A 25,137-nucleotide genomic window follows, 5' to 3' on the forward strand; every position below is an offset into this window, starting at 1 on the left:
CGATTGTCTGCGACCACGATGTCGCCTCCCGTCTGAGGAATGCAGGAAGGATGCGTGGGGGTGGGGGTGGGGCGCGACGGGCTTCTCACTCAACGAGAGGGATTTCCCGCCGCTTCCGGCGATCCCTCCCAGCCCGACCGACATCCGGAGGACACTTTGCGTTTGCCCGGACGTCACTCTCTCCCGGCCTTCGCGTCGCCCTCGGTGCCTTCATGGTCAGCCACCCAGGGCGCGGGACAGGCCGCGAGCCGCTGTCTGCACGACGGGGACGACCGTGCGGCCCGTCTCGTCGTTGGGGACGATCACGGACAGCGCGGCCACGACACCGCCCTTCGCCGCGCGGACGGGCGCCGCTATGCCCAGTGCCTCCTCATGGACGAAGCCGGGGCAGTACGCGTACCCCCTGAGCCGTACGTCCGCGAGGAGGGACCGCAGCCTGGCGGGGGTGGCCGGGGTGCCCGGGGTGTAGCCGGTGAGCGGCCTGGCGAGGACGCGTTCCTTGAGGTCCGGGGTGCTGTGCGCGAGCAGGACCAGTCCGCTGGAGGAGGCGTGCAAAGGCAGCCGTCCGGCGACCCGGGTGTAGTTGATGACGGCGCCGGGAGCGGTGAGCCGCTCCAGGAACAGCACTTCCTCGCCGTCCAGCACACCGAGCTGGACGTGGTGGCCCACGACGTCGTGCACGCCCTCCATGAAAGGCAGGGCGGTGTTGCGCAGGGAGAGGGCCGGGGACGCGCGGGTGACGAGTTCCCACAGCCGTACGCCCAGGCGCACCTTGCGGTCGGTGTCCCGGCTCAGCAGCCCGTGCGCCACCAGTTCACCGACGAGCCGGGAGGCGGTCGCCACATGCAGGTCCGCCCGCCGGGCGATCTCGGACACGGTCAGGGCCGGGTCATCGGGGCTGAACGCCTCGATGATCCGCACGGTCCGGGAGAGCACCGATTCGCTGTGGGGTGTCTGCATGGACCGGTCACCTCCGGTGCGAACCGGTCGCCGGCCTTCCCGCGACCGGCCACCGGCGGTGGTGACGGGTGTCGCGGTGACCGGCGGTCCGGCTCAGTCGAGCAGCTTCTTCTGATCCGCCGACAGCTGGGAGACGAGCCGGGCGAAATCGGTGTCGGTGAGCCGGAACCGCTTCGACTGTGACGCCGTGTCGATCAGCTCGCGCATCCGGTCGGAGTACGTCTCCAGGCACATGACCGCCCGTTCCGCGTCACGGGCCTCCAGGGCCGCCACGAGGGCCATTCGGTCGTCCTGGAGCGCACCGGCCGCCTTCTTCCACGCGGTGGGCCTCTTGGTGCCCAGTTCCAGCGCGAGACGTACCTGAACATCGATCAGGAACCCGCACAGCACGGCCAGCAGCGGGTTGTGACCGACCGCGGCCAGCCGGCGCAGGAAGACGCTCAGGTTCTCCGCGGACTTCTCCGGGCTGGGTACGAGCATGTTCTCCGCGCTCTCGCGGAGCTGGGCGAGGTCCTCGTCCGAGGCGCGGGTGACGCCGAGCGCCGTCGCGTGGGTCAGCAGCGCGCCGAGGACACCGAGGACATCGGCCACCCCCAGCTTGTCCAGCTGGATGACGGAGGCCAGGGAGAACGCCGTCAGACTGTCGCTGCGGGCCGTCACAAAGGCGCCACGCCCCTGCTTCGAGGACACCAGGCCCATGGCCGTGAGCGCCCGGATCGATTCGCGGACCGTCTGCCCGCTCACGCCGTACTCGGCGGCCAGGTCCCGCTCCGCGGGCAGTCTCGCGCCGTGGGGAAGAGCGCCGCTCAGGATCCGGTCACGCAGGTCCTCATAGATCAGGTCCGAGACCCTCTCACGGGCGAACTTCCTGGCCCCGGCATCCACACTCATATCCGCAACCTAATCCTCTAGAGACCTAGAGTCAAGGTAAGTCCATGGACCGCGCGGGCGATGCGTCCCATGTCGCCCCCGCCACCAGCTGCGAAGTCCGAGCACGCGACCGGGCAAGGAGCCTCCCGGACGCCAGGGCGGGCAGGACCGATAAGCCATATTGACCTCTAGTTTATAGGTGACCTAGTGTTCCAGGGATTGGAAGGTGTGGCGTGCACGTAAGTCGTCCCGCCACCGGAGACGCAAGGCACCGGACTCCCGGTGAGAGACGAGGAACCATGGCAACGGTCGGTGAGGCGTTCTGCGAAGTCCTGCTCAAGCACCGGGTGGGCGCGGTCTTCGGCAATCCGGGCTCCAACGAGCTGCCCTTCCTGCGCCATCTCCCCGACGAGCTGCCGTACTACCTGGCTCTTCAGGAAGGCGCGGCGATCGCCATGGCCGACGGCTACGCCCAGGCCTCCGGCACGGTCGGTTTCGTCAATCTCCACGCGGCCTCCGGCACGGGCAACGCCATGGGCTGTCTCACCAACACCGCGAGCAGTCACACGCCTTTGCTGATCACCGCCGGGCAGCAGTCCCGTCGCTACCACCCGGTCAACGCGCTGCTGACCAACGTCGACGCGACGAAGCTGTGCGATCCGCTGGTGAAGTGGTCCGGGGAGCCGTTGCGGCCCGAGGACGCTCCGCTGCTGGCGTCGAAGGCGCTGCTGCTCGCCCAGAGCGCGCCGGCGGGCCCGGTCTATCTCTCCGTTCCGCTGGACGACTGGGACCGGCCCGCCGACGCCGCCACACAGCGCCAGCTCCTGGACCGCTCGGTCCACGGGCACCCCGTCGCCCCTGACTCGGCGCTGGAGCCGCTGGTCCAGGCCCTCGCCGAGGCGTCCGCCCCCGTCCTCGTGCTGGGCCCCGGCGTGGACACACCGATCGGCTACCCCGCCGCGATCGCGTTCGCGCAGCGCTCACGGCTACCGGTGTGGAACGCCCCCAGCGCGCCCCGGGCGCCCTTCCCGACCACGCACCCCTACTACTGGGGCCAACTCCCCTCCGCCGCAGGTGACTTGGCCAAGGCACTGGACGGCCATGACCTGATCCTCGTGTTCGGCGCGCCGCTCTTCCGCTACCACGCCCCCAGCAAGGACGACTTCCTCCCCGCCGGGGTGGCGGTGCACGGGGTGACCGACGATCCCGACGAAGCCGCGCGCGCCCCCTTCGGACACGTCGTGATCGGCGACCCGGCCGCCGCCCTGGCACGGCTCGTCGCGACCGTCCCGGTCAGTACCCGGCCGCGGCCCGAGGCGCAGGCGCTGCCTGTGGCCGACACCTCCGGTCCCGCGTTCACCGCCGAGGCGATCGCCGACGCGATCGATCGCGGCAAGACCGACGACGCCGTGATCAGCTTCGAATGGACCTCCGGGACAGGCAGTATCGACCGGCTCATGACGACCCATCCACAGTCCCGCTTCTTCCCCGCGGCCGGTGGACTGGGGTGGGGCATGCCCGCCGCCATCGGCCTGCGGCTCGCCCGCCCCGACCGTCCGGTGCTGGCGCTGATCGGGGACGGCGCCATGCAGTACACGACCTCGGCACTGTGGACCGCGGCCCGCTACCGGGTGCCGGTGACCTTCATCGTCGCCAACAACCGGCGCTACGGGGCACTGAGCGGCTTCTCCCGACTGCTCGGCGTCCCGGAGGGCTCGTATCTCGACGTCCCCGACGTGGACATCGTCAAGATCGCCGAGGGGTACGGCGTGGCGGCCCAGCGCGTCGAGTCGCTGGACGAGCTGACCGAGTTGGTGAAGGTGGGCATGAGTGCGACGGAGCCCCGGCTGATCGAGGTTCCGCAGCGCGAGGAGTGACCGGCGGACGAGGCACGGCCGGTGGCCGGACGCCGGACCGGCCGAATCACCGCGGGCTCGGGGAAGGTGCTCCCCGCTTTCCCCGAGCCCGTGCTCCGACGGAAACACCTGGGAACACACGAGATCTCGCACACGAGAACTCACACAGGAGAAACTACCGAAAGGCATTAACGGCGTCCCCGGTCCACACTTCACCCCCAAATGAAATTCCTCGAATTCCCGGAATTCCCGGCCCGCCCTCAGGCGGATCGGCCAGCAGGCGGATCGGCCAGGCGGCACCGCGGTGGGTGCCGATTACGCGGCCTCCTTCTTCAGTGCCGGTGCGGCACCGCTGGGAAATCCGACGGGATTGGTGCGAATAGCGGTGAGGGCGAGGGCGGCCACGAGGACGGGGACGGTGAACAGGAGATACAGGTCGGACCCCTGCCAGCCGCCGTCGACCAGGGCGCCGACCACCAGCGGAGCCACGATCGAGCCGATGCGCCCCACGCCGATCACCAGGCCGATCGCGGTGGCCCGGATGGAGGGCGGGTACTGGACCGGCACGATGGCGTAGAAGCCGGCGACCGCGCCGGTCAGGGTGAAGCCCAGGAAGGCGGCGGCGATGAACGCGGGGACCAGATTTCCGACGGAGACGGCGAACACCGCGAGCATGACCGCGGACGCCACCACGAAGCCCATGGTGAGCGGCACCGTCTTGACCCGGACGGCGATGAGGCTGAAGGCGGCGCAGCCGACGATGCCGCCGAGGCTGATGAGCACCGCGCCGCTGAGGCCCTGCGACGCGGACAGCCCGCTCTCCAGCAGCAGCTTCGGCGTCCAGGTGTTGACGAAGTAGAACCCGGCGGTGATCAGGCCGAATCCCAGGCACAGCGCGGTGGTGCGCCACGCGGTCGCGCCCCGCAGCAGGTCGCGGGGCGCTGCCTGCTCCCGGACCGCGACGGGCGGCAGGGCGGTCAGCTCGTCGTGACCCATCCGGCGCATGATGTCGTTCACCCTCGTGAGCGCATCCGCTTTCCGGCGGGCGGTGAGGAATTCGAGGGACTCCGGGACCCAGAGGTACACCAGGACGGCCAGCGCCGCGGTCAGTACGGCGCCGAACACGAACGCGGAGCGCCAGCCGTAGTTCGCGATGAGCACGGCACCGATGGCGCCGCCGACCGTGCCGCCGATCGGGTAGCCGGCGGCGTAGACGCCGATCGCCGTCGAGCGGCGCCGGGCCGGGCAGAACTCGGCGACGATGACATTGATGCTGGCCATCATGCCGCCGATACCCACGCCGGTGAGCACGCGGTAGAGGCCGAGCTGGACGTCGTTGGCGGCCACCGCCGACAGCAGCAGCCCGACGGCGGTGAGCACCACACAGCCGATCGTCAGCCGTCTGCGCCCGACCCGGTCGGCCAGCGGGGCGATGAACAGCGAACCGATCGCCATGCCGACGAGGCCGGCGCTGAGCAGCAGCCCGAGCCGGCTCGCGTTGAGCCCCCATTCGTCCGAGACGCCGATCGAAGTGAAGGACATGATGAGCACGTCGTAACCGTCGGCCATGTTCACCAGCAGACAAATGGCCACCACACGCATTTGGAACGCCGACATCGGCGATCTGTCAATGATCTCTCTGGCATCCACAGTTGACTTCCTTGTCAATTGAAAGATCGAGGACGATGCCCGGGGGGGGTGGCCGCGAGCTTAAGCAGGGCCTCAGGGACGCGTCCAGGATCTCTTCGGAGAATCCAGCGGTTCCCGGAAACGACGGTCCATTCCCTGGACCGAGATCGATGAGGAGGTCCAGGCCCCCCGATACGTTGACGGAATTCCAGTGCGATCGCGGGCCCGCTCAAGGTGTCCGCGACTGCGAGTCCAGCTGAAATGGAGAGCCGATCATGGCGGAGAATGGCGCCCACGCGCTCATACGCACACTCGTCGACAGCGGTGTGGACGTCTGCTTCGCCAACCCGGGCACCTCGGAGATGCACTTCGTCGCCGCGCTGGATTCCGTACCCGAGATGCGGGGCGTGCTCGGACTGTTCGAGGGCGTGGTCACCGGCGCCGCGGACGGCTATGGCCGGATGGCCGGGAAACCGGCCGTGACCTTGCTGCACCTCGGCCCGGGGCTGAGCAACGGCCTGGCGAATCTGCACAACGCCCGCCGGGCGCACACACCCGTGGTGAACGTGGTGGGCGACCACGCGACCTACCACAAGCGGTACGACGCCCCGCTGGAGTCGGACATCGACGCCCTCGCCGGTGCCGTCTCCGGCTGGGTGCGGCGCAGCGAGCGCGGCGCCGATGTCGGCCTGGACGCGGCGGAGGCGGTGGCCGCCTCGATCGGTGCCCGACCGGGACCGGTCACCTTGATCCTGCCCGCCGACGTCTCGTGGTCGGCGGGGGGCCTGCCCTCCGGGCCCCGGCTGCCCGATCCGCAGGCCGCGGTCCCCGGCCCGGTCATCGCGTCCCTGGCCGGTCTGCTGCGCGCGGGCGACCCGGTCACCCTGCTCCTCGGCGGCGCCGCGCTGTCCGAGGACGGGCTGAACGCCGCGAGCCGGATCGCCCGGGCCACCGGGTGCGCCCTGCTCGCCGAGCCCTTTCCGGCCCGGATCAGGCGCGGGGCCGGAGTGCCCGCCGTCGAACGGCTCGCCTACCGGGGCGAGGCGGCGTCCGCCCAGCTCCGGGGAGCGAGGCGGCTGCTGCTCGCCGGGGCGCGGTCTCCGGTGACCTTCTTCGCCTATCCCGGGGCCGCGAGCGACCTGGTTCCGGCGGGGACGAGCGTGCACACGCTGGCGGAGGACGAGGGCGTGGACGTCCTGGACGCGCTGCGGCGCCTCGCGGATCTGGTCGCGCCCGGCGCGGAGCCCGTACCGGCCCCCGCCGCACGGCCCGAACTGCCCACGGGCGAACTGCCCACGGGCGAACTGACCGTGGAGAACTGGGTGAAGGTGATCGGCGCACTGCTGCCGCAGGACGCGATCATCTCCGATGAGTCGATGACCGCGGGAATGTTCACCCTCCCGGCAGCGACCGCGGGAGCCGCGCCGCACGATCTGCTGCCGATCACCGGAGGCTCGATCGGCCAGGGGCTGCCGGTGGCCACCGGCGCGGCGATCGCGTGCCCCGATCGTCCGGTGATCTGCCTGGAGGCGGACGGCAGCGCGATGTACACCATCTCCGCGCTGTGGACACAGGCCCGCGAGCACCTGAACGTGACGACCGTCCTGCTCAACAACTCCTCCTACGCCGCACTGCGCATGGAACTCGGGCAGGTGGGCGCGGTGGCGGGCGGCGCCAGAGCGAACCTGCTCCTGGACCTCACCCGGCCCGACCTCGACTTCGTGGCCATCGCCGACGGCATGGGCGTACCGGCGGTCCGCGTAGGGACCGCCGCCGAACTCGCCGAGCAGTTCACCAAGGCACTCGCCGAACCGGGCCCGCATCTCATCGAGGCGATGCTCCCCGCCCATCAGTGAGCGTCGACGCTGCCCGTGTTGAGGGCCTCGACACACTTGGAGCAGGTGTCGTACTCCTGGAGCCGGACCCCCGCGGAGTGGTCGTCCTTGATGGACTTGGCCGACACCGAGCCGGTCACCGAGCACAGCTTCTTGTCCTGGAGGCCCTCGGGCCCGGTGATGTCGGTGGTGTCGGCGCGGACCAGCAGATCCTGGCCCCCGACGAAGTACGGCCCCGCGAAGGAGATCTTCTTGGCCCGGTCCTCGGTGATGGCGTACGCACCGAGGACCAGCTTCACCTCGTCGCTCTGGAGCATCGTCTCACGCTGGGCGAAGGCGGCCTCCTTGAACTGAACGGTGATGTAGCCGAGTTCCTCGGCCACGTACCGGGCGACCTCGACGTCGAATCCGGTGTAGGAGGCCGCTTGGTGGGACTGCTGGCGGGTGATGCGCCGCGCGGGCGGGCATGACCCGGCTTCGCCCCTTCCCCGTACGCCTCCTGGCGTCAGCAACCCGAAATCTTCGAGGTCACGATCAAGGCTGACGAATAATCACTGGCTTCCCGTCCCGACCAGCGTCGAGACTCCCGACGTGACGCTTCACGAGAATGAGATCCCAGTCGACGAGACGCTCGTCCGATCACTGCTGAAGGCACAGCGCCCGGAGTGGGCCGCCCTACCGTTGTCGCCCGCAGGCGCAGGCACGGACAACACCATGTATCGGCTGGGCGATGACCTGCTCGTGCGCCTTCCACGAACCGTCGGCAACGGACAGGCCGTACGGAAGGAGCAGGAATGGCTCCCTCGCCTGGCGCCCCTCCTTTCTTGTCCGATTCCCGAGCCCGTCCACGCTGGGACGCCCACCGACGCCTTCCCACTGGTCTGGTCGGTCTACCGCTGGATCGACGGTGACGAGGCCGGCCCGGGCACCGTCCGGGACTGGGCCGCCTTCGGAGCCGACCTGGCGGCGGTCGTGAGGGAGCTGCACTGCATCGACCTCATGGGGGCGACTCGCAGAGACAGCCTCAGCTGGTATCGCGGAGGCAGCCTGGGTCCCTGCGACCAGTGGGTCAGCAGGTGTCTCGATGACTGCCGAACCATCGTGGGTTCCGAGCTGGACGTCGACGCCCTGGAGCAGTTGTGGCGAGCGGCACTCGCGCTGCCCGAGCCCTCTGGACCTCAGGTGTGGCTCCATGGCGACCTCAAGCCGACCAACCTCTTGGTCCGGGAAGGCAAGTTCCACGCGGTGATCGACTTCGGTGGACTCTCGGTCGGCTTTCCCGACGCGGAGCACTCCACGCTCTGGGACCTGCCGCCACAGGCACGCCGGACCTACTGGGACGCCTTGCACCTCGACGATGTGACCTGGGCTCGCGCCCGCGCCTGGGCGATCGCGGTGGGAGTCAGCGGGATCTCCTACTACTGGCACACCTTCCCCGCCTTCGTGGCGGAATGCCGGGCACGACTTCAAGCGATCCTCGCCGACGCCGCTGCGCGTTGAGCTGCGCTCCAGCCGGGGAGGAAGGGCCATGTGGAGCAGGTGCAGATTGATTCGACGACAGTCAGAACAACACCGCCTTCCCCAGCCAGCCATCTCACCCGCACCCACCGACAGAGTCAGCAGCCCACCCCACCCCGGACGAACAACGGCCAGCCACGCCCGTACTCGGTGAGGAACTCCCCGTAACCCACGCCCCCAGCAAGACACTGTCACTTCCCATCCGGATAAAGCCAAAGCCCCTCGAACATCAAGTGCGGCGCCCCCAGCGAGACCGGCACCCCCCGGCCGTACTTCTCGCAACGGTGGTAGGGGTCCGCGACGGTCACGTCCGAGGCGATGCCGCGCAGTCTGCGCATGAACTGGGTCTTGCGTCCGCGCAGCACGAGGTCGGTGTAGATCTCGTCGGTGAGGCGGCCGTGCCGGATGCGGCGTGCCCAGGCGGGTTTGAGCAGGACGAATTCCCGTACGGAGCCGCCCTCGCGGAGGGCGCCGAGGAAGAACCCGTCGGGTACCGAGCCGATCAGGTCCGACGCGGTGGCGGTGCCTCCGGAGGCGACGAGGACGCCCATGCGCGGCACGGGATCTCCCGCGCCCCTGCCGTGGCCGTTGCTGCGGGAGCCGTACCGTCCGCTGGTCAGCAGCCCGGTCCACCGTCCGTCCTCGACGAGGGTGACGGGCTCGGCGGCCGTGCCTTCGTCGTCGGTGTCGTAGGAGCCGCAGTGGCCGGGCAGAGTGGGGTCGTCGATCACGGTCAGGGGGAGATCGGTCCATCTGTCGCCCAGTGACATCCCGAGGCGGCCGCCGTACTCGGCGAAGTTGTCGGCCTCACTGGTGTGACCGACGCACTCGTGGAGGGCGACCGCGGCCAGCATCGGCTCCATGACCACCGGTCCCGCGATCCGTCCGGGCAAGGGGCGCCCGGTCCGCCGTGCCTCCAGGTCCGTGCGCAGGGACGCCAGTCCCTCGGATCGCAGCGCCGACGTCAGGCCCGCCGCTGTCGGCGCGCGTACGCCCCACTGCACGAATCGGTCGAGGTGCAGCAGGGCGCCCCAGTGGCCCTCGCCGTCGCGCTCCACCCGGATGTCCAGGTCCGGCAGGCCCGCGCAGAGTGCGGCGAGGTCCACGGCGATCGACTCGACGGTTGCCGTCGGCGCGTTCATGCTTTCGCCTCCACGGGCTCGACCGGCTCCCGCTTCCCGCCGAACGTGGCCACCCCGGGCACCAGCAGCGGCAGCAGCGTGGTCGCGATGACGATCACTCCCGCGACCGCCATCGCGGTCACCGCCTGGCTCGCGCCCGCGATGAACAGTCCCGCCAGCATCTGACCGGCGGGCATGGTCACGAACGACGCGAAGAAGTCGAGGGCGAACACCCTGCCCAGCAGGTTGCGCGGCACATGTACCTGGATCGCCGTCGTCTTCACCACGTCGAAGAACTGTGTGCCCGCGCCGGCGACGGCGAACAGCAGGGCCAGCACCGGAGTCGAGGTGGTCACCAGGAACGCCAGGCAGGCCACCCCGAAGAAGCCGAGCCCGCCGAGCGCCCACAGCCCGAGACGCTGGAAGTGCTTCTGCGCCCAGCCGGCGAGCGCCGCCCCGCCGATCCCGCCGAGCGCGAACGCGGACAGTACGAAGCCGTAGCCGACGGGGCCGTTCAGCCGGTCCTGCGCGATGACGGGGACCAGGACGAACCACGGGCCCACCGCGAGCAGCACATGTACGACGGCCATCGCCTCCAGCGCCATCAGCCAGCGCATCTTCAGGACGACCCTGATGCCGGCCGCGGCGTCGGCGAGCATCGAGCCGCCGTCGTGCTCGGTGCGGGTCGAGCCCAGGGGCAGTTTTCTGCGCACCACCAGCAGGGTGCACGTCGAGACGGCGAACGTGCCCGCGTCCAGCCACAGTGCGGGGGTGGGTCCGACCCAGGCGACCATCAGGCCGGCCCCGCCGGGTCCGACCACCTGGCCGATGTTCTTGAGCATGTTGGTCGCCGCGTTGGCCTTCTCCAGTTGGTCCGCGGGCACGGTGGAGGGCACGACCGCGTCGTACGACGGCTGGAACAGCGACTCGCCCGCACCCATCAGGAAGGTGATCGCGGCCAGCACCCAGATCGGTGCGGCCGGTCCGATCCCGATCAGCAGCAGCACCGCGGCCATCCTGATCACGTCGCTGCTGATCATCAGCCGGAGCTTGTCCATCCGGTCGGCCAGTACTCCGCCGACCACGATGAGGAGCGCCAGCGCCAGGAACCGGGCCCCGAACACCACACCGAGGGAGAGGACGGGTTCGGCGCGGCCGAGCGCGATGCTCACCACGGCCATCGGAAACAGCTGATCGCCGATGATGCTGACCACCTGCCCCGACCAGAGCCAGCGGTACCCGGCATGAGCGAACGGTCCGTTGCGGACGATCGGCATCAGCAGCCGGTCCTGTCGAGGATCTCGGACACCTCGGTCATGATCGCCTCGCCCGCGGGGAGGAGATCGGCGCGGTCGCGCAGTACTTCCCACGCCGCCCTGACGATCGTGGCCCGCTCCGCCAGATAGCGGCCCATGTCCGTGGCGGGCACGCTCGGGATTCCCCGCTCGATCAGCATCCTGGTGAGCTGCACCTCACGGGCGAACGAGTAGCAGCCGTGGAACACGGCGGTGAGCGGGCGGTCGGCGTTGACGACCGGGCTGATCGCGCGGTCGGTGGGGTTCGTGCACAGGGGCAGCAGGTCGATGATGGTGCTCATCCGATGGTGACCGGTCTCGTGCACCAGGGTCTGGGCGGCCATGACGGCCGGCCGCGGACTGCTGACGATCAGCCCGCGAAACGCGTGCACGCTGTAGTTGTGCGGCCTCAGCCCGGCGAACGGCATGGGCACGAGCCGCTCCACACACGCGACGATCTCGTCCCAGACCTGCGGCCACACCTCCCGCAGCAGGTCCGCCGCGTCGCCGAAGTCGCGCCGGAATCGCTCCACGTCGGCGGGCGCGGCCGTGGGAAGCACCTCGGTCGGCGGCAGGTGCTCGTCGAGCCACGCCGACGGGTGCTCGACGACGACGGGCCCATCCGCGATCCGCTCCAGCTTCCGCGAGGGCGGCACGTCCCTGCCGTCTCCGGCATCCAGACGGGGCCCGTCCGGTCCGACGGTCACCTGCCAGGAGCCGCTCGCGGACACCGTGGACGCGGCCAGTCCGAGACGGGGAAGGGCGAGCCCGCCCGTGCGGTCGGCGTCGACCCGTAAGGCCGGTACGAGCCGATCGGCCCGGCCGGCGAGTTCGGGCAGCAGGAAGAACGCGAGCTGATGTGCCAGCGTGTCCTCCCTGCGCCGCACCGGCAGCTCGGCGGGACCGAGTTTGGCGACGGCGATCCACGAGGTGACGTCCGGTCCGGTGAGGACCCGCTCCAGCGTTGCCGCGTCCTGCGCCGTCAACGCGTCGAGCGTGGCCCGGTACAGCTCGCGCTCGGCCGTTGCGGTCGTCTGCCCGAACCTGGTGACCACCAGCTTCAGCAGGTCCTTGAGGTTCTTGCGGGCCAGCAGTGAGTTCAGCGCCTCGGTCGCGGGTCCCGGCAGTACGAGATCCGACCGCGGCGGTTGCGGCGCCGACCCGATGAACCCCCGTACCCACTCCATGTCCACGTACAGCCGTTCGGCCGTCTTCGTCCCGGTGTGCTCGGCCACTTCTCTGACTGCCCTCTTCCGTGTCCGTCCGATCGCTTCGCTCATGTCGAGTGCGGTGAGCGCGCCGTCGAGCTGTGCTCTGCGTCGTGGGCCCGTGCCCGGGCCGATCTCCACGGGATCCCACCAGCGGGCGTCGCGGCGCAACTCGTCGGTCAGCACCCCGTGCAGGGCGTGCCACACCGAGCGCGAGTTGACCACCAGGCTGATGCTCAGGCTGTCGCCGTGGGACACGCCCCAGTGCCGCCACAGCAGGGGGATGTACAGGACGTCCCCCGGCTGAAGCGTGAACTCCGCGCAGTCGTCGGTGATGTGTGAGTCACCCGCGTCCGGCTCGCCGAGCAGCCGCAGTCGTCGCTGCCGTACGGACAGGGTGTCAGGGGAGCCGAGCCGCCACCGTTTGGTGCCCTCCAGTTGGACGGTGAAGTTGTCGCTGTCGTCGATGTGCGCGCCGATCGACGAGCTTCCCTCGGTGAGGAACACGTCGCACCACACGTCGTCCCACTCGAAGGCGGCCCGCGCGTCGGCGCACATTCCGGCGACGCCGGACACCGTGTCCGTCAGCGACTCCAGGAACCAGATCGTCCGTCCGTCGGTCTTCACCTCGCCCGTGCCCGAGGTCAGTGCCTTGACCTCGGTACGGGTGGGCCGCTGCCGGAGGAACGAACCGGCCGCGCCGCGGAACACCACGGGCTTTCTGCGCCAGTGGTCCGTGAAGAATCCGGCGTCGAGGACCTCCAGCGGCCGCCTGACCGGCATGCCGGGGCCCGCTGTCGGCTTCGTGGTCATCGTCGGCCACTCCCATGGATCAGAAGGTGATGGGCGCGCGTCCGCTCCACGAGCCACGGTGGCTGCGGTGCGCCGATCCGGGCGCCGGTCTCGGCCGCCAGGGTGGCCGCGCGGAGGTGCAGCGGATACTCCGTCGAGAAGTCGAGCAGCGCGGCGTGCGCGGCGTCGATGTCACCGGTCCGGAGCAAGCACAGGGCCGTCATGAACCGGGACCGGACCTCGATGGTGTCGGCCTGTGCGCCGGTGGCCCGGGTGAACCACCGCAGCGCCGCCCCGTGAGCGCCGGCCCCGTAGTGCGCGAGGGCGATCCCGTAGGCCAGCCATGACGACCGGCAGCCCGCGTCGTCGGCGTCCTGCCACGCCTGCGCCGCCCCGTCGAGGTCGCCGTGCGCCCGCAGCCTCAGCAGCCCGAGGAGTACGGTGCCGATGGGGCCCAGCGGGGCCAGTTCCCGCTCGTGCAGAGCGAGGTCGTCCGGGCCCCGCTGACCGCGCAGCGCGGCGAAGGTGGCTGTGGGCAGCGCGACCGCGTCGCGCTCGCGCCGGTCGGTCGTGCGGCCCAGCTTGTTCGCCAGTTCGGCGGCCAGTCCCCGGCATGACTCGGGCAGGAAGCCGCTGCGGACGGAGAAGGTCATCGAGTCCACGTTGCGGTCGAGGCCGTGTTCCCGCAACAGGTCGAGCAGTTCGGCCGGTTGGTGGTCGGATCCGGTGTGGATGTCGGCGAACCAGTCCAGGTCGATGTCGACCCGGCTGCGCGGGTCCGGGCGGGACCGGGCGAACGTGCGGGGTGTGTGCACGGTCAGCTCCAGGCCGCAGGTGCGCGACCGCAGCGAGCCGTCGCCGCCGAAGGAGGTGTGCTCCAGTGCGTCGGGCTCGGCCACGATCACGCTCAGGGCGGTCAGCAGACGCTGCCGGGTGGTGGGCGAGTCGGGTTCGTCGGTGGCTCGTACCCAGGTCATCTCGGCCACCTGGCCGAGTACCGCGCCCGCCGCGTAGAAGTCGTCCAGGCCGTAGCTGCCGGCCGCCTCCCGGATGGGCAGCTTGCGGTTCTCCTCGGCCAGCGCATCGGGCCCGCCGTCCAGCCCGAGGAGTCGTGCCGTCGCGCCCGTGGGCAGCGGCTTGAGGTCCAGGTGCCGGTCGAAGCAGACGACCTTCTCGTCGCGGTAGCCCTGCCGTGCCCAGGTCGCCACGGCCTCGCCGTGCTCCTCGTGCAGTGCGATCACGGCAGCAGTCCCTTTCCGCGCAGGGCCGAAGTGGCGTCGGGCTGTGCGCTCACCCAGGCGGGCCTGGGCGACACGTCGGCGAGCAGACCCGAGAGCAGTGTGGCGCCGAGCGCACCACTGAAGTACCTGCCCCGGCAGGCCACATGGGCGATCGCCCGGCCGGGCGGCACGTCCGGCGACGCGAGCAGCCCCTCCGCGGAGGTGTAGCCGGCCCACGCGCCCGGTCCGGTGCGCCAGACGAAGGGGTGGCCGACGAGGAACCCCGGCTCGGGATGACGGGCCAGCGTCTTCAGCAGTCCGGCCAGTAACTCACCCTGTACTAACGCCACTTGCTCCCCGCGCTCCAGCAGGAACCGGCCGAACCCCTCGATGACCGATACACCCGCCCGCAGCCCCAGCATGTCCACGCCGGTGCGGTGCCCGGTGCGCAGGAACTCGGCGACGGCCCACTGGGCCGCATTGTGCCGGTCGCCGTAGAGTGCGGCGATGCTGCCGGCGAACAGGGTCCGCAGCGGCATCCCGCCGATGGCGCCGATCGCGATGCCCTGGGTGAGTTCGTGCGCGACCCGCGCCACCTGCTCGGCGTCGACATCACGCAGCGCCGGCGGCGTCCCGTACGGGCCCTCCGCAACCTCGGTCGCTCCCCGCCGGCCGCGGGAGCGCGGATAGGTCAGCCGGTGCTTGAACGCGTCGTTCAGCAGGGTCAGTTCGGGCGTGCCCACTGATCCACCATCTCCCGGAGCCTGAGGAGGCCGTCGGTGCTCTTGGGCACCAGCACGCCGTCGCGGTCGTAGTTGGGGTCCTCGTACGTCACCGCTTCGAGGTTCGGACACCGTTCCAACAGGAGTTCCGTCAGCACCAGTTGCTCTTCGAGGAGGACGCCGTGGTGCAGATCGAGGAACCGCCCCCGGCTGATCGCCGAGCCGGACAGGTGCAGTTCCCGGCACTGCTCCAGCGGCAGCAGATGCAGGTCGCCGTAGAGACCGGCTCCCCGTTCGCCGCGCCACCATCGCCAGCTCAGCAGGTGTCCCACGTCGAGTGTCACCTCGACGCCGCCGGCCACGGCGACCCGGCGGAAGAATTCGTACGCGTCGATGTCGCCGACCGCCACGGTGACGCCGTCGGTGAAGCCGGGGAACTCCACGCGCAGTCGCGGAGCGAGCCGCTCGTTCGCCTCGGCCATGTTCGCGGCCACGTTCGGCACGTTCTCCGCGATCAGGTAGGGCGGCAGGGGGTAGGGCATCGGAATTCCGCCGAGGGACCACATTCCGAGGTCCTCGACGACCCAGGCGAAGTCGAAATGCCGGTGGAGTTCGTTCGTGAACTCGTAGATCGGCTCGCGGTCGTACGTCTCCACCGTGCCGAGGTTCAGCATCGTCTGGTGCAGGCCGATCGGCATGTCCCGCGGCAGCTGTTCCACCAGCCGCCGGTACGGCTCCAGGTAGCGGCTCGCCTGGAGCGGGACCGGACCGCGCGGCTGGAAGGCGAACACGAAGTACGCGTACTCGGCGGCGTGCCGGGCGAGGAAGGCCCGGACCCTGCTGTTCGGCCCGGGGTCCGCCGGGTCGAACCCGATGGGGGCTCCCCAGGGAAGGTCCATGCCGACGCCGAGCCCCCGTCGGGTGCGCGTCGGTTCACGAGTTGCCAAGTCCGGCCTCCTCGAACAGGCCCAGCATGCGTCGGCCCAGCTCCGAACGGGCCACCAGTCCCGGCGGCTCCACTGTCATGTGCTCCCGCCTCACCCGGTAGCGCAGCCGCCACCGCAGGTCGATGAGCGTGTCCTCGATCTGTACGACCCAGGGGTGCAGGGCCAGCCGGGCCGCGGTCGCCGTCGCCGACCTCTGCTTCCACCGGGGGTGCTTCTCGTCGTTCTTCCCTGGCAGGACGGTTCGTACCGTCTCACGCAGCCAGGCCGCCCGCTCCTCCCGTGACGCACCCGCGTACTCGATGATGTGCCCGTGCCGTCCGGACAGATAGCTGAAGCCCTGATTCGACTGGAGGCCGGCTTCCGCTCCCAGCACGGTCAGTCCCCCTTGGTGCTCGGCCTGCTCGACGAGCAGCGCGGTCGGTTCGGCGATCATCATCTGGGCCGCGTCGATGCCGAGCCGGTGCGCGTTGCGGATGAGGAACTCGCGGCTCTCCCTGGCCTCCCGCTCGGTCTCGTCCGGCAGTCCGCCCATCACGCTGAGCCGCAGCACGATGCCCGCCTCGTCGAGGAGGGCGACGATCTCCTCGTACTGGTCGGCCCGCACCCCTTTGTCCACGGCGTCCAGCAGCCGCTGCGCGTTGGTCTCGTATCCGACGCTCATCAGCCGGCATCCCGCCGCGTACATCCGGTGCACGAAGGAGCGGTCGGTGAGCAGCGGCTCCAGCCGGTTGCGGGTCGACCAGGTGAACGCGTGTCCGCGCGCCCTGACCAGCTCCACCGCGCCCAGCACGAGCCGCAGATTGCAGTTCTCGTCGACGAACGCGACGAACGACGACCCGGTGGTGCACAGGGTCGCCTCGACATGGTCGGCCAGCTCCTGCTGGGTGAGCTGCTGGTACGCGCCCTTGCGGCTGCGGTTGCCGTACGAGCAGAAGGTGCAGCGGCCCCAGTAGCACCCGACGCAGGAGATCAGCGGAAGCTGCGGCGCCGGGCTCAGGTAGGAGGTGAACGGCAGCCCGTCGAACTCGGGCGGGGGGTTGCGCGACAGATGGTGGGGGATCGCGCCGCCGGTGGGGCCTTCGGCGGTGAGCAGCCCCGGCACGCTGTGCAGCGGAGTGCCCTTGCCCAGGTCCAGCAGTACGGGTTCACCCTGGCCGGTCGCGAGGGCGTCGACGTACTCGAAGGTGCCCGGCTGCGCGGCCAGTGCGGCTCCGCGCAGCATCAGCTGCTGTCCGCCGAGCACCACCGTCGTGTCCGGCGCGACCCGCTTGGCGATTCGGGCGAGCCGGAACGCGGGCACGAGCTGGCTGGGGAACGCGACCGAGATGCCGAGCACCCTGGCCGCCGTATCGGCGACGACGGTCTGGGCGAGCTGGTCGTGGTACCGGGTGGCGACGTCGTTCGCGGGCGCGGCGGCCGAGGTCAGCGCTCCGGACAGGCTCGTCAGCGGCGGGGTGAGCGCCGTCTTTCCGAGCATGACGTCCATCAGATTGCTGACCAGCCGGAATCCGACGTCGAACGGCAGGCCGGTGTCCGCTTTCTCCACGACCGTGCGCCACAGCAGTTCATGCTGCTCGACGGCGAACGAGAGGAGGGTGCGGTCGAAGTCGTTGTCGGCGAGGTGCTCCCGCAGGGCGTCGGGTCGCAGCAGCCGGTGGGTGAGCGTGATGTTCAGGTCGGTCTGCGTCGCCGTGACACCGTGATCGCGCAGGTAGGAGACGAGCATGGGCAGACTGAGGTAGGGGAACAGCCTGGCTTCCGTGACCCCGGGGAAGACCATGTGCACGTCGGTCCTGGAGGGTTGCGTCATGTTCGCCTCCGTGAGGCATGAGGTGTGCCCGGCCGACGGCGCCCCGAGGAGGCCGTCGGCCGACCCGTCCGACGTAGGTCAGATGGCGAAGCGGAACGCGTGGAAGGCGGCGCCCTCCTCAAGCTCCGATGCCTCGACGACCTCAAGGCTCTCCAGCTCGTCGAGTACGGTGGCGGAGTCCTCGCGGGTCTCGTTGTTCTCCATGGAAATCCCCTTCTTGGGTGGGCTGTTCCGAGCAACGGTCACATGATGAAAAGTTCTCCGTCAACAGCTCACTTTTCAAATACATTTCGTGGATGCCTCATCCGCAACTGTCGCCCGGCGGTTCTCCCTCAAGGAAAAAGCCTCGCTCCGTGGAGCGAGGGAGGCGAAGGGCTGGGAGATTGGCGAAACGCAGGCGGCGGGCGACCGAAGGGACCATGGCTATTGACCGGGCTCGCCCACCACTCAAATGAATTACCTCCCGCACTATTGTTCGGTCAATGGGTCGCGGGAACCAGGGCCTGCGCTGATCATGTCCTGCTCGCCCGGAGGGACCGGCTGGCAGAGTTCAGAATTTTGCCAATAGGCGTCCTGGCGCGAGCACTGTCCGCCACCGAAAAGTACTATCGCATTCACCGTCACCAGAAACATCCACCACAGCAAAACCAATGCGCCACCGGGAGAACTATTTCTCGACGCCTGCATCAGCCGTAAGGGAGTCGAATTCACAAGCGCGGTAGACCCCACCCGCCACAGGGCTATCGGCCCCGGCGATTCGGCCACCGCGTACGCGGAGACCATCCCCCGTCCGGAACGGGTCGATGGCCGCTACAGCCTCTGGAATTCGCTTCTTCATGCGGTTCCCGGCGCGACTGAAAGATGTGTGTTCGAGACGGCCCGCCGTCTCGTTGTCCCGGATACCGCGACACCAGCGGCCGACATCGCTCCGCCCCTCGCCCAGCGAGTGAGCACCCGGCCAGTGACCACCGGGCCGATGACGGTCCCACTGCGCCCCGGCGCACAGACAAGGAGAGCGCACATGACGTTGACGACCCGCACCGCGGCTCCGCCCATCGAGATCGGGTCCGGCGTGAGACGCCGGGCGGCCCGGCGCCCGCAGCCGTCGATGGGGAGGCACGGATGACCGAGGCGACGAGCGGGACCGCCCGCACCGGAAGGGGGCGCGTCCCACCGGCCCGTACGGCACCCGGGCTGGAGCTTCCCCCGGCGCGGGTGCAGGCCGGGCCCGACGACGGCGACGACATCACCGGCGGGCTGGAGACGGCGTACTGGGCGGTCCATGACGGGGCGTCGGCGAAGGCGAGCGTGCGGGAGATCCTCGCCCGGCTGCCGCAGATCGTGCGGCAGGTCGGGGCGCTGGCGTGGCGGGCGGACCGGCGGGGCACCGTCGCGGTCGCCGTACTCCAGTTGGCGTCCGCGGCGATGAACGCCTTCGGTCTGGTGGCCTCGGTCGCTGTCCTGCATACGCTGTTCGCGTCCGGGCCGACTCCGGACAAGATCCGCTCCGCGCTGCCCGAACTGGCCCTGGTCGTGGTGCTGCTGTCACTGCGGGCCGCTCTGGCGGCCGCGGTCTCCACCGCCGAGGCCCGTCTCACGCCGAAGATCCGCACCGCCCTGGAAGTGGAGTTCTACCGGCTGGTCGCGCACGTACGGCTCGAAGCGGTCGACGACGCGAACTGGCACGACGACATCCACCGGGCCTCGGACCGGGGCCTGTACTTCGCGCGGCAGGTCGTCGGCCAGATCGTCGCTCTGGCCGCCGCCCTCCTCGACCTCGTCGCCACCGCGGCCGTCCTCACCGTGCTCCATCCGCTTCTGATCGTCATGCTGCCGTTGTCCGTGCTGCCGGTCGGCGCCGCCGCCGTCCGCGCGGCGAGGGAGCGCTTCCACTCGTACATGCGGTGGAACGCTCTCCAACGCCGTGTCAGGACGTTCAGCTGGATCCTCCTCGACCAGGACTCCGCCGCCGAGATCCGCTCCAACACCACCCAGGGGGCGCTGCTCGCCGAGCACCGGCGGCTCACCGAGAGGATCGCCGTGGAGGACACCCGGCTCGGTGTCCGCGCGGCGCGGACCCACCTCGCCGGACGGGCGGCCGGTGGCCTGGGCACCGGCATCACCTACGCGGCGCTGTGCGCGATGCTGATCGCCGGCTGGATTCCCCTCGCCGTCGGCGCCGGGGCCGTACTGGCGATCCAGTCGAGCCACCGCTCCCTGACCTCGTTCGTCACCACGGCACACATGGTCTACGAGCACGCCCTGTGGGTCGGGGACCTGCTGGCGGTGCAGGCCCGCTGCCGGGGCCTGTTGCCCCGCTCGGGCGGTGCCCCGGCTCCCGAGGTGGTGAAGGAGATCCGTCTCGACGATGTCTCCTTCACCTATCCGGACAAGTCCACCCCCGCACTCGACGGCATCAGTCTCAGGGTCAGGGCCGGGGAGACCGTGGCGTTCGTCGGCATCAACGGCAGCGGCAAGTCCACCTGCTCCAAGCTGATCGCGGGCCTGTACGACCCGACGGCCGGCATCGTGTCCTGGAACGGTGCCGACGCTCGGACCCTCGACCCCCTCTCGCTCCAGCAGCGCGTGGCGATGGTGCTCCAGGATCCGGTGCACTATCCCTTCACCGCGCTGGCGAACATCACTGTTTCCCGGGGGTCGTTGACCGAGTCCGTCCCCGAGGAGGCCCATGCGGCAGCCGTGGCCTCCGGTGCCGACACCGTCATCGCGGGCCTCCCCGCGACCTGGCGGGCCCTGCTGTCCAAGCGGTTCGCGGGCGGACAGGAACTGTCCGCCGGGCAATGGGCCAAAGTGGCGGTCGCCCGCGGCCTCTACAAACAGGCGCCTGTCCTCCTCCTGGACGAGCCGACCGCGAGCATGGACCCGAAGGCCGAGCACGCCGTCTACCAAGCCGTTCTGCGCGGCGCCCGCCGACCCGGCCAGATCACCGTCCTCATCTCCCACCGCCTCGCCTCCGTCGTCGAGTGCGACCGCATCTACGTCTTCGACGGCGGGAAGATCACCGAGTCCGGCTCGCACCAGGAACTCATAGACAAGCAGGGCGAGTACGCGGAGATGTTCGCCCTTCAGGCGGCCGGGTACCACGAGGCTCCGACCAGGACGCCGGAGGAGGCGTGACCCGGAGTCGCCGATGCCCCCCGCCGTGGGCCGACGACTCCGGAAGGAACCGGCCAGTGAGCCCGGGCGGCCCATCATCGGCGGATACGGCGCTGTCTCTGGGACGAGTCCGTGAACCTCCCCGCGAGCGCGGTGTCCGCCATCGCCCCACCATAGTCCGCCATTCTCCACCCGCGGATCACGCCTGCCCAGGTCGCGATGGCCTCGCCGTGCCTACCGTGCTGTCCCCCGACGAAAAGGCGGTCCTCATGCCCGATCCCTCCGAGCCACAAGGAACCGCGGTGCTGCTGGTCAACCCGGCCGGCCAGTACTTGCTCCACCTCCGCGACGCGAACAAACCACACATCTGTGACCCGGGTACATGGAGCATCCCGGGAGGCGGCCGGAAGGCCGGGGAGCCCGCTCGGCGGGCCGCCGAGCGCGAGCTGCTGGAGGAAACCGGGCTGACCATTCCGGATCTGGCGCCCTTCACCGTCGTCGACTCTCTCGGGCCGGACGGGCGCAAGGGAAGCATCCAGGTCTATCTCGGCGCCTGGGACGGTGACGCCGATGCTCTGCCGGTGACCGAGGGGATCATGTACCGGTGGTTCGACGCGGCCACCATCGCGTATCTGACGATGTGCCCATGGACCCAGCGCGTCATCGACCTTCACCAGGTCCGGCAGCCCCTCCCGTCGGCGCGGGCCGTCGTCGCTGTGGCGACGGCCCCGGTGAACCTGACCCGGCCGCACATCGTGGGTGTCCATCTCCATCTGGAGCGGGACGGGCGGGTGCTGCTGGGGCTGCGTCACCCGGACTCGTCGTTCGCCGGGTCCGTCCATCATTTTCTGGCCGGGCATTGCGAGCAGGAGTCCGCGACCGACGCGATGGTGCGCGAGGCGTGGGAGGAGGCGGGTCTAGGCATCCGGCCCGAAGACCTCGACCTCGTCCATGTCGTGCACTGCCCCGACCGGTCCGGCGGCCTGCCGCGTGTGCAGCTCGTCTTCCGGGCCCGCGCCTGGGAGGGGGAGGCGGTGGTCCGTGAACCGGACCGGTGTGTCAGCTGGGACTGGTGGCCGCTGGACGCGCTGCCCGAGCCGATCGTGCCGTACACCCGCTCGGCGATCGAAGGAATCCGGGCGGGCCGGCCCTTCACCGAACTCGGCTGGCCCTGAACCCCGTTCCGGACCCCTGTACGTCCCTCACTTCGCTTCCTCTCCTGGGGAGTCGTGCCAGGCGTCAGGACAGGTCGACGTGCCACAGACGAGCCGGCGTGTCCCCGTCCCGCGCGATGGCCAGCAGCAGCGTGCCATCGGACAGCGCCACCATGTCGACGGAGCAGGTGTAGCCACCGCCGTGGCCGAGCGTGGCGTGCAGGACGCCGGTGTCGGCGTCCCAGATCCGAGTCTCCTCGCCACGCGAGGCGGCGACGAACACCCGCCCGTCGGGCACCCATGCCAGGGCCACGTCCCCTCCGGCGCCGTCGGCCGCGGACAGGGTGCGTACCATGCGGCCGGTACGGCCGTCCCAGATGTGCAGGGCCGCGCCGGAGATGGCGGCGACGCGCAATGAACCGTCCGGCAGGGCCACCGCCGCGACCGACGGCATGACCAACCCGAGTCCGCCGCGTGCGAGGGGCAGGGTGTGTGCCTTCGTGCCCGTCGTCGCGTTCCAGATGTGTACGGTGGTCACGTCGGAGTCGTCGCTGGCTGCGACGAGATGCACTTCACCGGCGGGTGACACTGCCGCGGCGACCGACGTAACCAGATCAACGCTCGGGGTCCCGACCGAGAAGACATGCTCCGCCGCCCCGGTCTCCGCGTCCCAGACCCGCACGGTCGCATCGTCACCTCCGGTCACCAGCCACGGCGCCGACCGGCCCGATGGGCCGGCCCAGGCAACGGAGTTGACCGCGCGGCCATGCCCGGTCAGCGTCTGCATCGCGGTGCCGGTCCTCGCGCCCCAGACCGAGGCGAGGCCGTCCTTCCCACCGGTGGCCAGGAGGACGGCCCCACCCATGAGCACCGTCAACGCCACCGACAACACCCACTCACTGTGCCCGTGCACGCTCCGCACGATCTGACCGCCGTGGGTGTTCCACACATGGGCGGTGCCGTCGTCGCCGCCCGAAGCGAGTACGTGCCGCCCGTCCCCCAGCGCGATCAGCGCCACGGCGTTGGCCCGCACATCCTCGTCCACTCGTTTCCAGGCCGCCGGAGTGATGTCCTGCACCCGCGCCCCACCGTCATACGACACCGCGCCTCGCCTTCCTCGGCCACCGGGAGACCAAGATTATGGCGTGTCGCAGAGTTGACCGCAGCCATGAGCGAGGTATCCGGGGTCGCCCGGCGGGCAGCGAGTGGGGCAGGACCCGAAGAACAGCGCCGGGTCAGTCCTTGGGCATTCCCATTGCGCTGGCCTCCAGCGGATGGGTGTCGCCATGCCTCAGTGCCGGCAGATAGGTGATGAGCAGTTCGAGTGGTACGTCGCCCACAACATCAACGACATGCGGGAGTTGGCGTGGAAGGAAGGCGGTGTCGTTGGCGTTGAGCACTTCGTCGGCCTCCCCCGCGCGTACTCGGCAGCTCCCGGCGATGACGAAGATCAGCTGATCGCAGTGTTCGTGATAGTGGGGGTCGGCACGTCCGCCGGGGTCGAGCGTGCCGTGAACCAGGACGAGATCTCCCACGCCGTCGTCCGGACCGAAGATTCGCCGGTTGGTTGTTCGGAGGTGGTGGGGCGGGGAATACGACTCGATGGATGCGAACCGACGGACCACTGCGGTCATTCTTCTTCTCCTGTCCAGGTTCTGGTGTCATGTTCACCTAGGCGGGGGGCCGGTCGTGGTTCCGCCACGGGGGTCAAAGAGAAGTCCACTGGAAACCGGACCGTCACGTACGCCCCTTCGGAGGGGTGGATTCTCCGCCGCAGGAATCCACGCTCGGCGAGATAGGGGGTATCAAGTCGGTCCAGGTCGAGCACTTCCTGCACGGGGATCTCGTGCCGCTCGCAGGACTCCTTCCACTCTGCGACCGTGCGGGAAGAAACACAGTGCGCCAGAAGCTGCTGGAGTTCGCCGGCGTGGTTGTGCCGTGCGCCGTTCGTCCCGAACCGCTCGTCCCCGATCAGTTCCTCTCGTCCCACAAGGACGAAGAAGTCCCGCCAGTTGCGGTCGGAGTACGGCATGATGCAGATCCAGCCGTCCTTTGCCCGGTGCGGTCGACGCTCCGGCACCAGTGTGCGGGCCCAGCCCAAGGGGGATTCCGGGGGGACAAAGGTGTGCCCTGCCAGATGTTCGACGAGGTTGAACGACAGCATCGTGTCCACCATCGGAACATCGACCCACTGGCCTTCGCCCGTCTTCTCCCTGTGCAGCATCGCGGCCAGCAGAGAGTAGACCATGGTGAGCCCGCAAACCTTGTCAGCGACCACATAGGGCGCGAACCGTGGTTCTCCGTCGGCCCGCCGATAGATGTCGCACAGCCCTGAGGCCGCCTGGACGGTGTCGTCATAGGCGGGTGCGTCGCGCAGGGCGGAGTTCGAGCCGAACGCCTGGGCCGTGCACAGGACGATCGAAGGGTTGAGCTTGCTCACCTGTTCATAGGTCAACCCCAGCCGTTCCCTGGATGCCGGACGCAGGTTTGTCACCACCGCGTCGCACTCCCGAAGGAGTTCACCCAATCGCTCTCGGCCTTCGGGGAGCTTGGGGTCGATGACGACGCTCGACTTGTTGCGGTGCAGGGTGAGCGCCAGGGCGCTCATGCCATCGTTGCGGGACGGGCCGAGGCCGCGCCCGACGTCGCCCTCCGCTGTTTCCAGCTTGACCACATCAGCCCCGAGATCTCCGAGGATCGATGTGGCATAGGGGCCCATGATCACCGAGGTGATGTCGAGAATGCGGAGCCCCGCCAACGGCCCGGTCATGTTGGTCCTATCGCAGTTCGGCTGGCGAACGGGGTGCTGGGTCGAGATCGAAGGAAGAGTTGCCGCTCGGGCGCACCCGGCAGTCGCGGTGACGGGGGTTCACTTCGAGGGGAGAAGCCAGCAAGGTGAACTTCTCCGCCACAAGCGTTAACCTTCACGCGATAAGCGTACGCGCTGATGACGTGACTGACTAGTCCCCCACCCGCTGAGCGAACGCTCTCCGTGGCTTGACCAGACGTGCCCTTCGCGAGGTCACTCCGTCCGCTGCTTCACTTGGCACCAAGCGGAGGAGCGCCCGGCGCGGCGTGTCCCA

Annotated in this window: 20 protein-coding genes; 5 read left to right on the forward strand and 15 right to left on the reverse strand. The window is 69.7% G+C overall.

What is annotated here, in order from left to right; translation table 11 throughout:
• Positions 1-216 precede the first annotated feature (216 nt).
• Both ACFRFC_RS36630 and ACFRFC_RS36635 read right to left on the reverse strand, forming a co-directional pair.
• The gene (locus tag ACFRFC_RS36630) at positions 217-960 is read right to left on the reverse strand and encodes an IclR family transcriptional regulator (RefSeq protein ID WP_382693939.1); all 744 of its coding nucleotides are present in this window, start codon (positions 958-960) and stop codon (positions 217-219) included.
• Positions 961-1,053: 93 nt separating this feature from the next.
• Positions 1,054-1,851 (reverse strand): FadR/GntR family transcriptional regulator, encoded by a 798-nt coding sequence (locus ACFRFC_RS36635; RefSeq protein ID WP_383112689.1) that lies wholly within the window; start codon positions 1,849-1,851, stop codon positions 1,054-1,056.
• Between the two features lie 278 nt (positions 1,852-2,129).
• Here ACFRFC_RS36635 and mdlC point away from each other — a divergent pair, with 278 nt between their 5' ends.
• Positions 2,130-3,707 carry a benzoylformate decarboxylase gene (gene mdlC / locus ACFRFC_RS36640; protein ID WP_383112690.1) on the forward strand — a complete coding sequence of 526 codons (1,578 nt, stop codon included), beginning with the start codon at positions 2,130-2,132 and terminating at the stop codon, positions 3,705-3,707.
• Between the two features lie 294 nt (positions 3,708-4,001).
• Here the strand turns inward: mdlC and ACFRFC_RS36645 are convergent, their stop codons facing one another.
• Entirely contained in the window at positions 4,002-5,303 is a 1,302-nt protein-coding gene (locus ACFRFC_RS36645) for an MFS transporter (protein ID WP_382693525.1), read from the reverse strand.
• 287 nt (positions 5,304-5,590) lie between these two features.
• On the opposite strand from ACFRFC_RS36645, the gene ACFRFC_RS36650 reads away from it, so the two are divergent.
• Positions 5,591-7,171: an acetolactate synthase large subunit gene (locus tag ACFRFC_RS36650; RefSeq protein WP_382693527.1), complete on the forward strand. Its 1,581-nt coding sequence runs from the start codon at positions 5,591-5,593 to the stop codon at positions 7,169-7,171.
• Here ACFRFC_RS36650 and ACFRFC_RS36655 read toward each other — a convergent pair.
• Positions 7,165-7,662, reverse strand: a complete 498-nt coding sequence (locus tag ACFRFC_RS36655; protein WP_382693529.1) for a transporter substrate-binding domain-containing protein — start codon at positions 7,660-7,662, stop codon at positions 7,165-7,167. The two genes, ACFRFC_RS36650 and ACFRFC_RS36655, sit on opposite strands and share 7 nt — an antisense overlap.
• A 79-nt stretch (positions 7,663-7,741) precedes the next feature.
• Between ACFRFC_RS36655 and ACFRFC_RS36660 the strand changes: the two genes are divergently transcribed.
• Positions 7,742-8,650, forward strand: a complete 909-nt coding sequence (locus tag ACFRFC_RS36660) for an aminoglycoside phosphotransferase family protein (protein ID WP_382693530.1) — start codon at positions 7,742-7,744, stop codon at positions 8,648-8,650.
• 209 nt (positions 8,651-8,859) lie between these two features.
• Here the strand turns inward: ACFRFC_RS36660 and ACFRFC_RS36665 are convergent, their stop codons facing one another.
• The 8 genes from ACFRFC_RS36665 to ACFRFC_RS36700 form a co-directional block, all read right to left on the reverse strand.
• Positions 8,860-9,810 carry a metallopeptidase TldD-related protein gene (locus ACFRFC_RS36665; RefSeq protein ID WP_382693532.1) on the reverse strand — a complete coding sequence of 317 codons (951 nt, stop codon included), beginning with the start codon at positions 9,808-9,810 and terminating at the stop codon, positions 8,860-8,862.
• A complete protein-coding gene (locus tag ACFRFC_RS36670; RefSeq protein ID WP_382693533.1) occupies positions 9,807-11,066 on the reverse strand; it encodes an MFS transporter in 1,260 nt (419 codons plus the stop codon). Before ACFRFC_RS36670 ends, ACFRFC_RS36665 begins: the two co-directional genes overlap by 4 nt.
• Positions 11,066-13,105 (reverse strand): aKG-HExxH-type peptide beta-hydroxylase, encoded by a 2,040-nt coding sequence (locus ACFRFC_RS36675; protein ID WP_382693536.1) that lies wholly within the window; start codon positions 13,103-13,105, stop codon positions 11,066-11,068. Before ACFRFC_RS36675 ends, ACFRFC_RS36670 begins: the two co-directional genes overlap by 1 nt.
• Positions 13,102-14,325, reverse strand: coding sequence for a tol-pal system YbgF family protein (locus ACFRFC_RS36680; protein WP_382693537.1), 1,224 nt, complete (start codon positions 14,323-14,325; stop codon positions 13,102-13,104). The genes ACFRFC_RS36675 and ACFRFC_RS36680 overlap by 4 nt, the downstream gene beginning before the upstream one ends.
• Positions 14,322-15,047, reverse strand: a complete 726-nt coding sequence (locus tag ACFRFC_RS36685) for a hypothetical protein (RefSeq protein ID WP_382693538.1) — start codon at positions 15,045-15,047, stop codon at positions 14,322-14,324. Before ACFRFC_RS36685 ends, ACFRFC_RS36680 begins: the two co-directional genes overlap by 4 nt.
• The gene (locus tag ACFRFC_RS36690; protein WP_382693540.1) at positions 15,029-15,973 is read right to left on the reverse strand and encodes a DUF692 family multinuclear iron-containing protein; all 945 of its coding nucleotides are present in this window, start codon (positions 15,971-15,973) and stop codon (positions 15,029-15,031) included. Before ACFRFC_RS36690 ends, ACFRFC_RS36685 begins: the two co-directional genes overlap by 19 nt.
• On the reverse strand, positions 15,960-17,783 hold the full coding sequence (locus tag ACFRFC_RS36695) for a B12-binding domain-containing radical SAM protein (protein ID WP_382693541.1): 1,824 nt from the start codon (positions 17,781-17,783) through the stop codon (positions 15,960-15,962). The genes ACFRFC_RS36690 and ACFRFC_RS36695 overlap by 14 nt, the downstream gene beginning before the upstream one ends.
• Positions 17,784-17,861: 78 nt before the next feature.
• Positions 17,862-17,987 carry a hypothetical protein gene (locus tag ACFRFC_RS36700; protein ID WP_382693543.1) on the reverse strand — a complete coding sequence of 42 codons (126 nt, stop codon included), beginning with the start codon at positions 17,985-17,987 and terminating at the stop codon, positions 17,862-17,864.
• 918 nt (positions 17,988-18,905) lie between these two features.
• On the opposite strand from ACFRFC_RS36700, the gene ACFRFC_RS36705 reads away from it, so the two are divergent.
• On the forward strand, positions 18,906-20,921 hold the full coding sequence (locus ACFRFC_RS36705) for an ATP-binding cassette domain-containing protein (protein ID WP_382693546.1): 2,016 nt from the start codon (positions 18,906-18,908) through the stop codon (positions 20,919-20,921).
• Positions 20,922-21,169: 248 nt separating this feature from the next.
• The gene (locus ACFRFC_RS36710; protein ID WP_382693549.1) at positions 21,170-22,075 is read left to right on the forward strand and encodes an NUDIX domain-containing protein; all 906 of its coding nucleotides are present in this window, start codon (positions 21,170-21,172) and stop codon (positions 22,073-22,075) included.
• Positions 22,076-22,139: 64 nt separating this feature from the next.
• Here ACFRFC_RS36710 and ACFRFC_RS36715 read toward each other — a convergent pair whose 3' ends face one another.
• The 3 genes from ACFRFC_RS36715 to ACFRFC_RS36725 form a co-directional block, all read right to left on the reverse strand.
• Complete coding sequence (locus tag ACFRFC_RS36715; protein ID WP_382693552.1) at positions 22,140-23,156, reverse strand: WD40 repeat domain-containing protein; 1,017 nt, start codon at positions 23,154-23,156, stop codon at positions 22,140-22,142.
• A gap of 133 nt (positions 23,157-23,289) precedes the next feature.
• Positions 23,290-23,688 carry a cupin domain-containing protein gene (locus ACFRFC_RS36720; RefSeq protein WP_382693555.1) on the reverse strand — a complete coding sequence of 133 codons (399 nt, stop codon included), beginning with the start codon at positions 23,686-23,688 and terminating at the stop codon, positions 23,290-23,292.
• Positions 23,685-24,824, reverse strand: a complete 1,140-nt coding sequence (locus ACFRFC_RS36725) for a CaiB/BaiF CoA transferase family protein (RefSeq protein ID WP_382693557.1) — start codon at positions 24,822-24,824, stop codon at positions 23,685-23,687. Before ACFRFC_RS36725 ends, ACFRFC_RS36720 begins: the two co-directional genes overlap by 4 nt.
• Positions 24,825-25,137: the final 313 nt, after the last annotated feature.

Source organism: Streptomyces sp. NPDC056734, assembly GCF_042790455.1.
Classification (GTDB): Bacteria; Actinomycetota; Actinomycetes; order Streptomycetales; family Streptomycetaceae; genus Streptomyces.

Excerpts from the sequence above, each read along its gene's own strand:
- ACFRFC_RS36695 (WP_382693541.1), bottom strand. The coding sequence starts at position 17,783 with ATGACGCAACCCTCCAGGACCGACGTGCACATGGTCTTCCCCGGGGTC.
- ACFRFC_RS36645 (WP_382693525.1), bottom strand. The coding sequence starts at position 5,303 with ATGTCGGCGTTCCAAATGCGTGTGGTGGCCATTTGTCTGCTGGTGAAC.
- ACFRFC_RS36700 (WP_382693543.1), bottom strand. The coding sequence starts at position 17,987 with ATGGAGAACAACGAGACCCGCGAGGACTCCGCCACCGTACTCGACGAG.
- ACFRFC_RS36725 (WP_382693557.1), bottom strand. The coding sequence starts at position 24,824 with ATGACCGGGCCGTTGGCGGGGCTCCGCATTCTCGACATCACCTCGGTG.
- ACFRFC_RS36665 (WP_382693532.1), bottom strand. The coding sequence starts at position 9,810 with ATGAACGCGCCGACGGCAACCGTCGAGTCGATCGCCGTGGACCTCGCC.
- ACFRFC_RS36670 (WP_382693533.1), bottom strand. The coding sequence starts at position 11,066 with ATGCCGATCGTCCGCAACGGACCGTTCGCTCATGCCGGGTACCGCTGG.
- ACFRFC_RS36650 (WP_382693527.1), top strand. The coding sequence starts at position 5,591 with ATGGCGGAGAATGGCGCCCACGCGCTCATACGCACACTCGTCGACAGC.
- ACFRFC_RS36710 (WP_382693549.1), top strand. The coding sequence starts at position 21,170 with ATGCCCGATCCCTCCGAGCCACAAGGAACCGCGGTGCTGCTGGTCAAC.
- ACFRFC_RS36675 (WP_382693536.1), bottom strand. The coding sequence starts at position 13,105 with ATGACCACGAAGCCGACAGCGGGCCCCGGCATGCCGGTCAGGCGGCCG.
- mdlC (WP_383112690.1), top strand. The coding sequence starts at position 2,130 with ATGGCAACGGTCGGTGAGGCGTTCTGCGAAGTCCTGCTCAAGCACCGG.
- ACFRFC_RS36635 (WP_383112689.1), bottom strand. The coding sequence starts at position 1,851 with ATGAGTGTGGATGCCGGGGCCAGGAAGTTCGCCCGTGAGAGGGTCTCG.
- ACFRFC_RS36720 (WP_382693555.1), bottom strand. The coding sequence starts at position 23,688 with ATGACCGCAGTGGTCCGTCGGTTCGCATCCATCGAGTCGTATTCCCCG.
- ACFRFC_RS36630 (WP_382693939.1), bottom strand. The coding sequence starts at position 960 with ATGCAGACACCCCACAGCGAATCGGTGCTCTCCCGGACCGTGCGGATC.
- ACFRFC_RS36705 (WP_382693546.1), top strand. The coding sequence starts at position 18,906 with ATGACCGAGGCGACGAGCGGGACCGCCCGCACCGGAAGGGGGCGCGTC.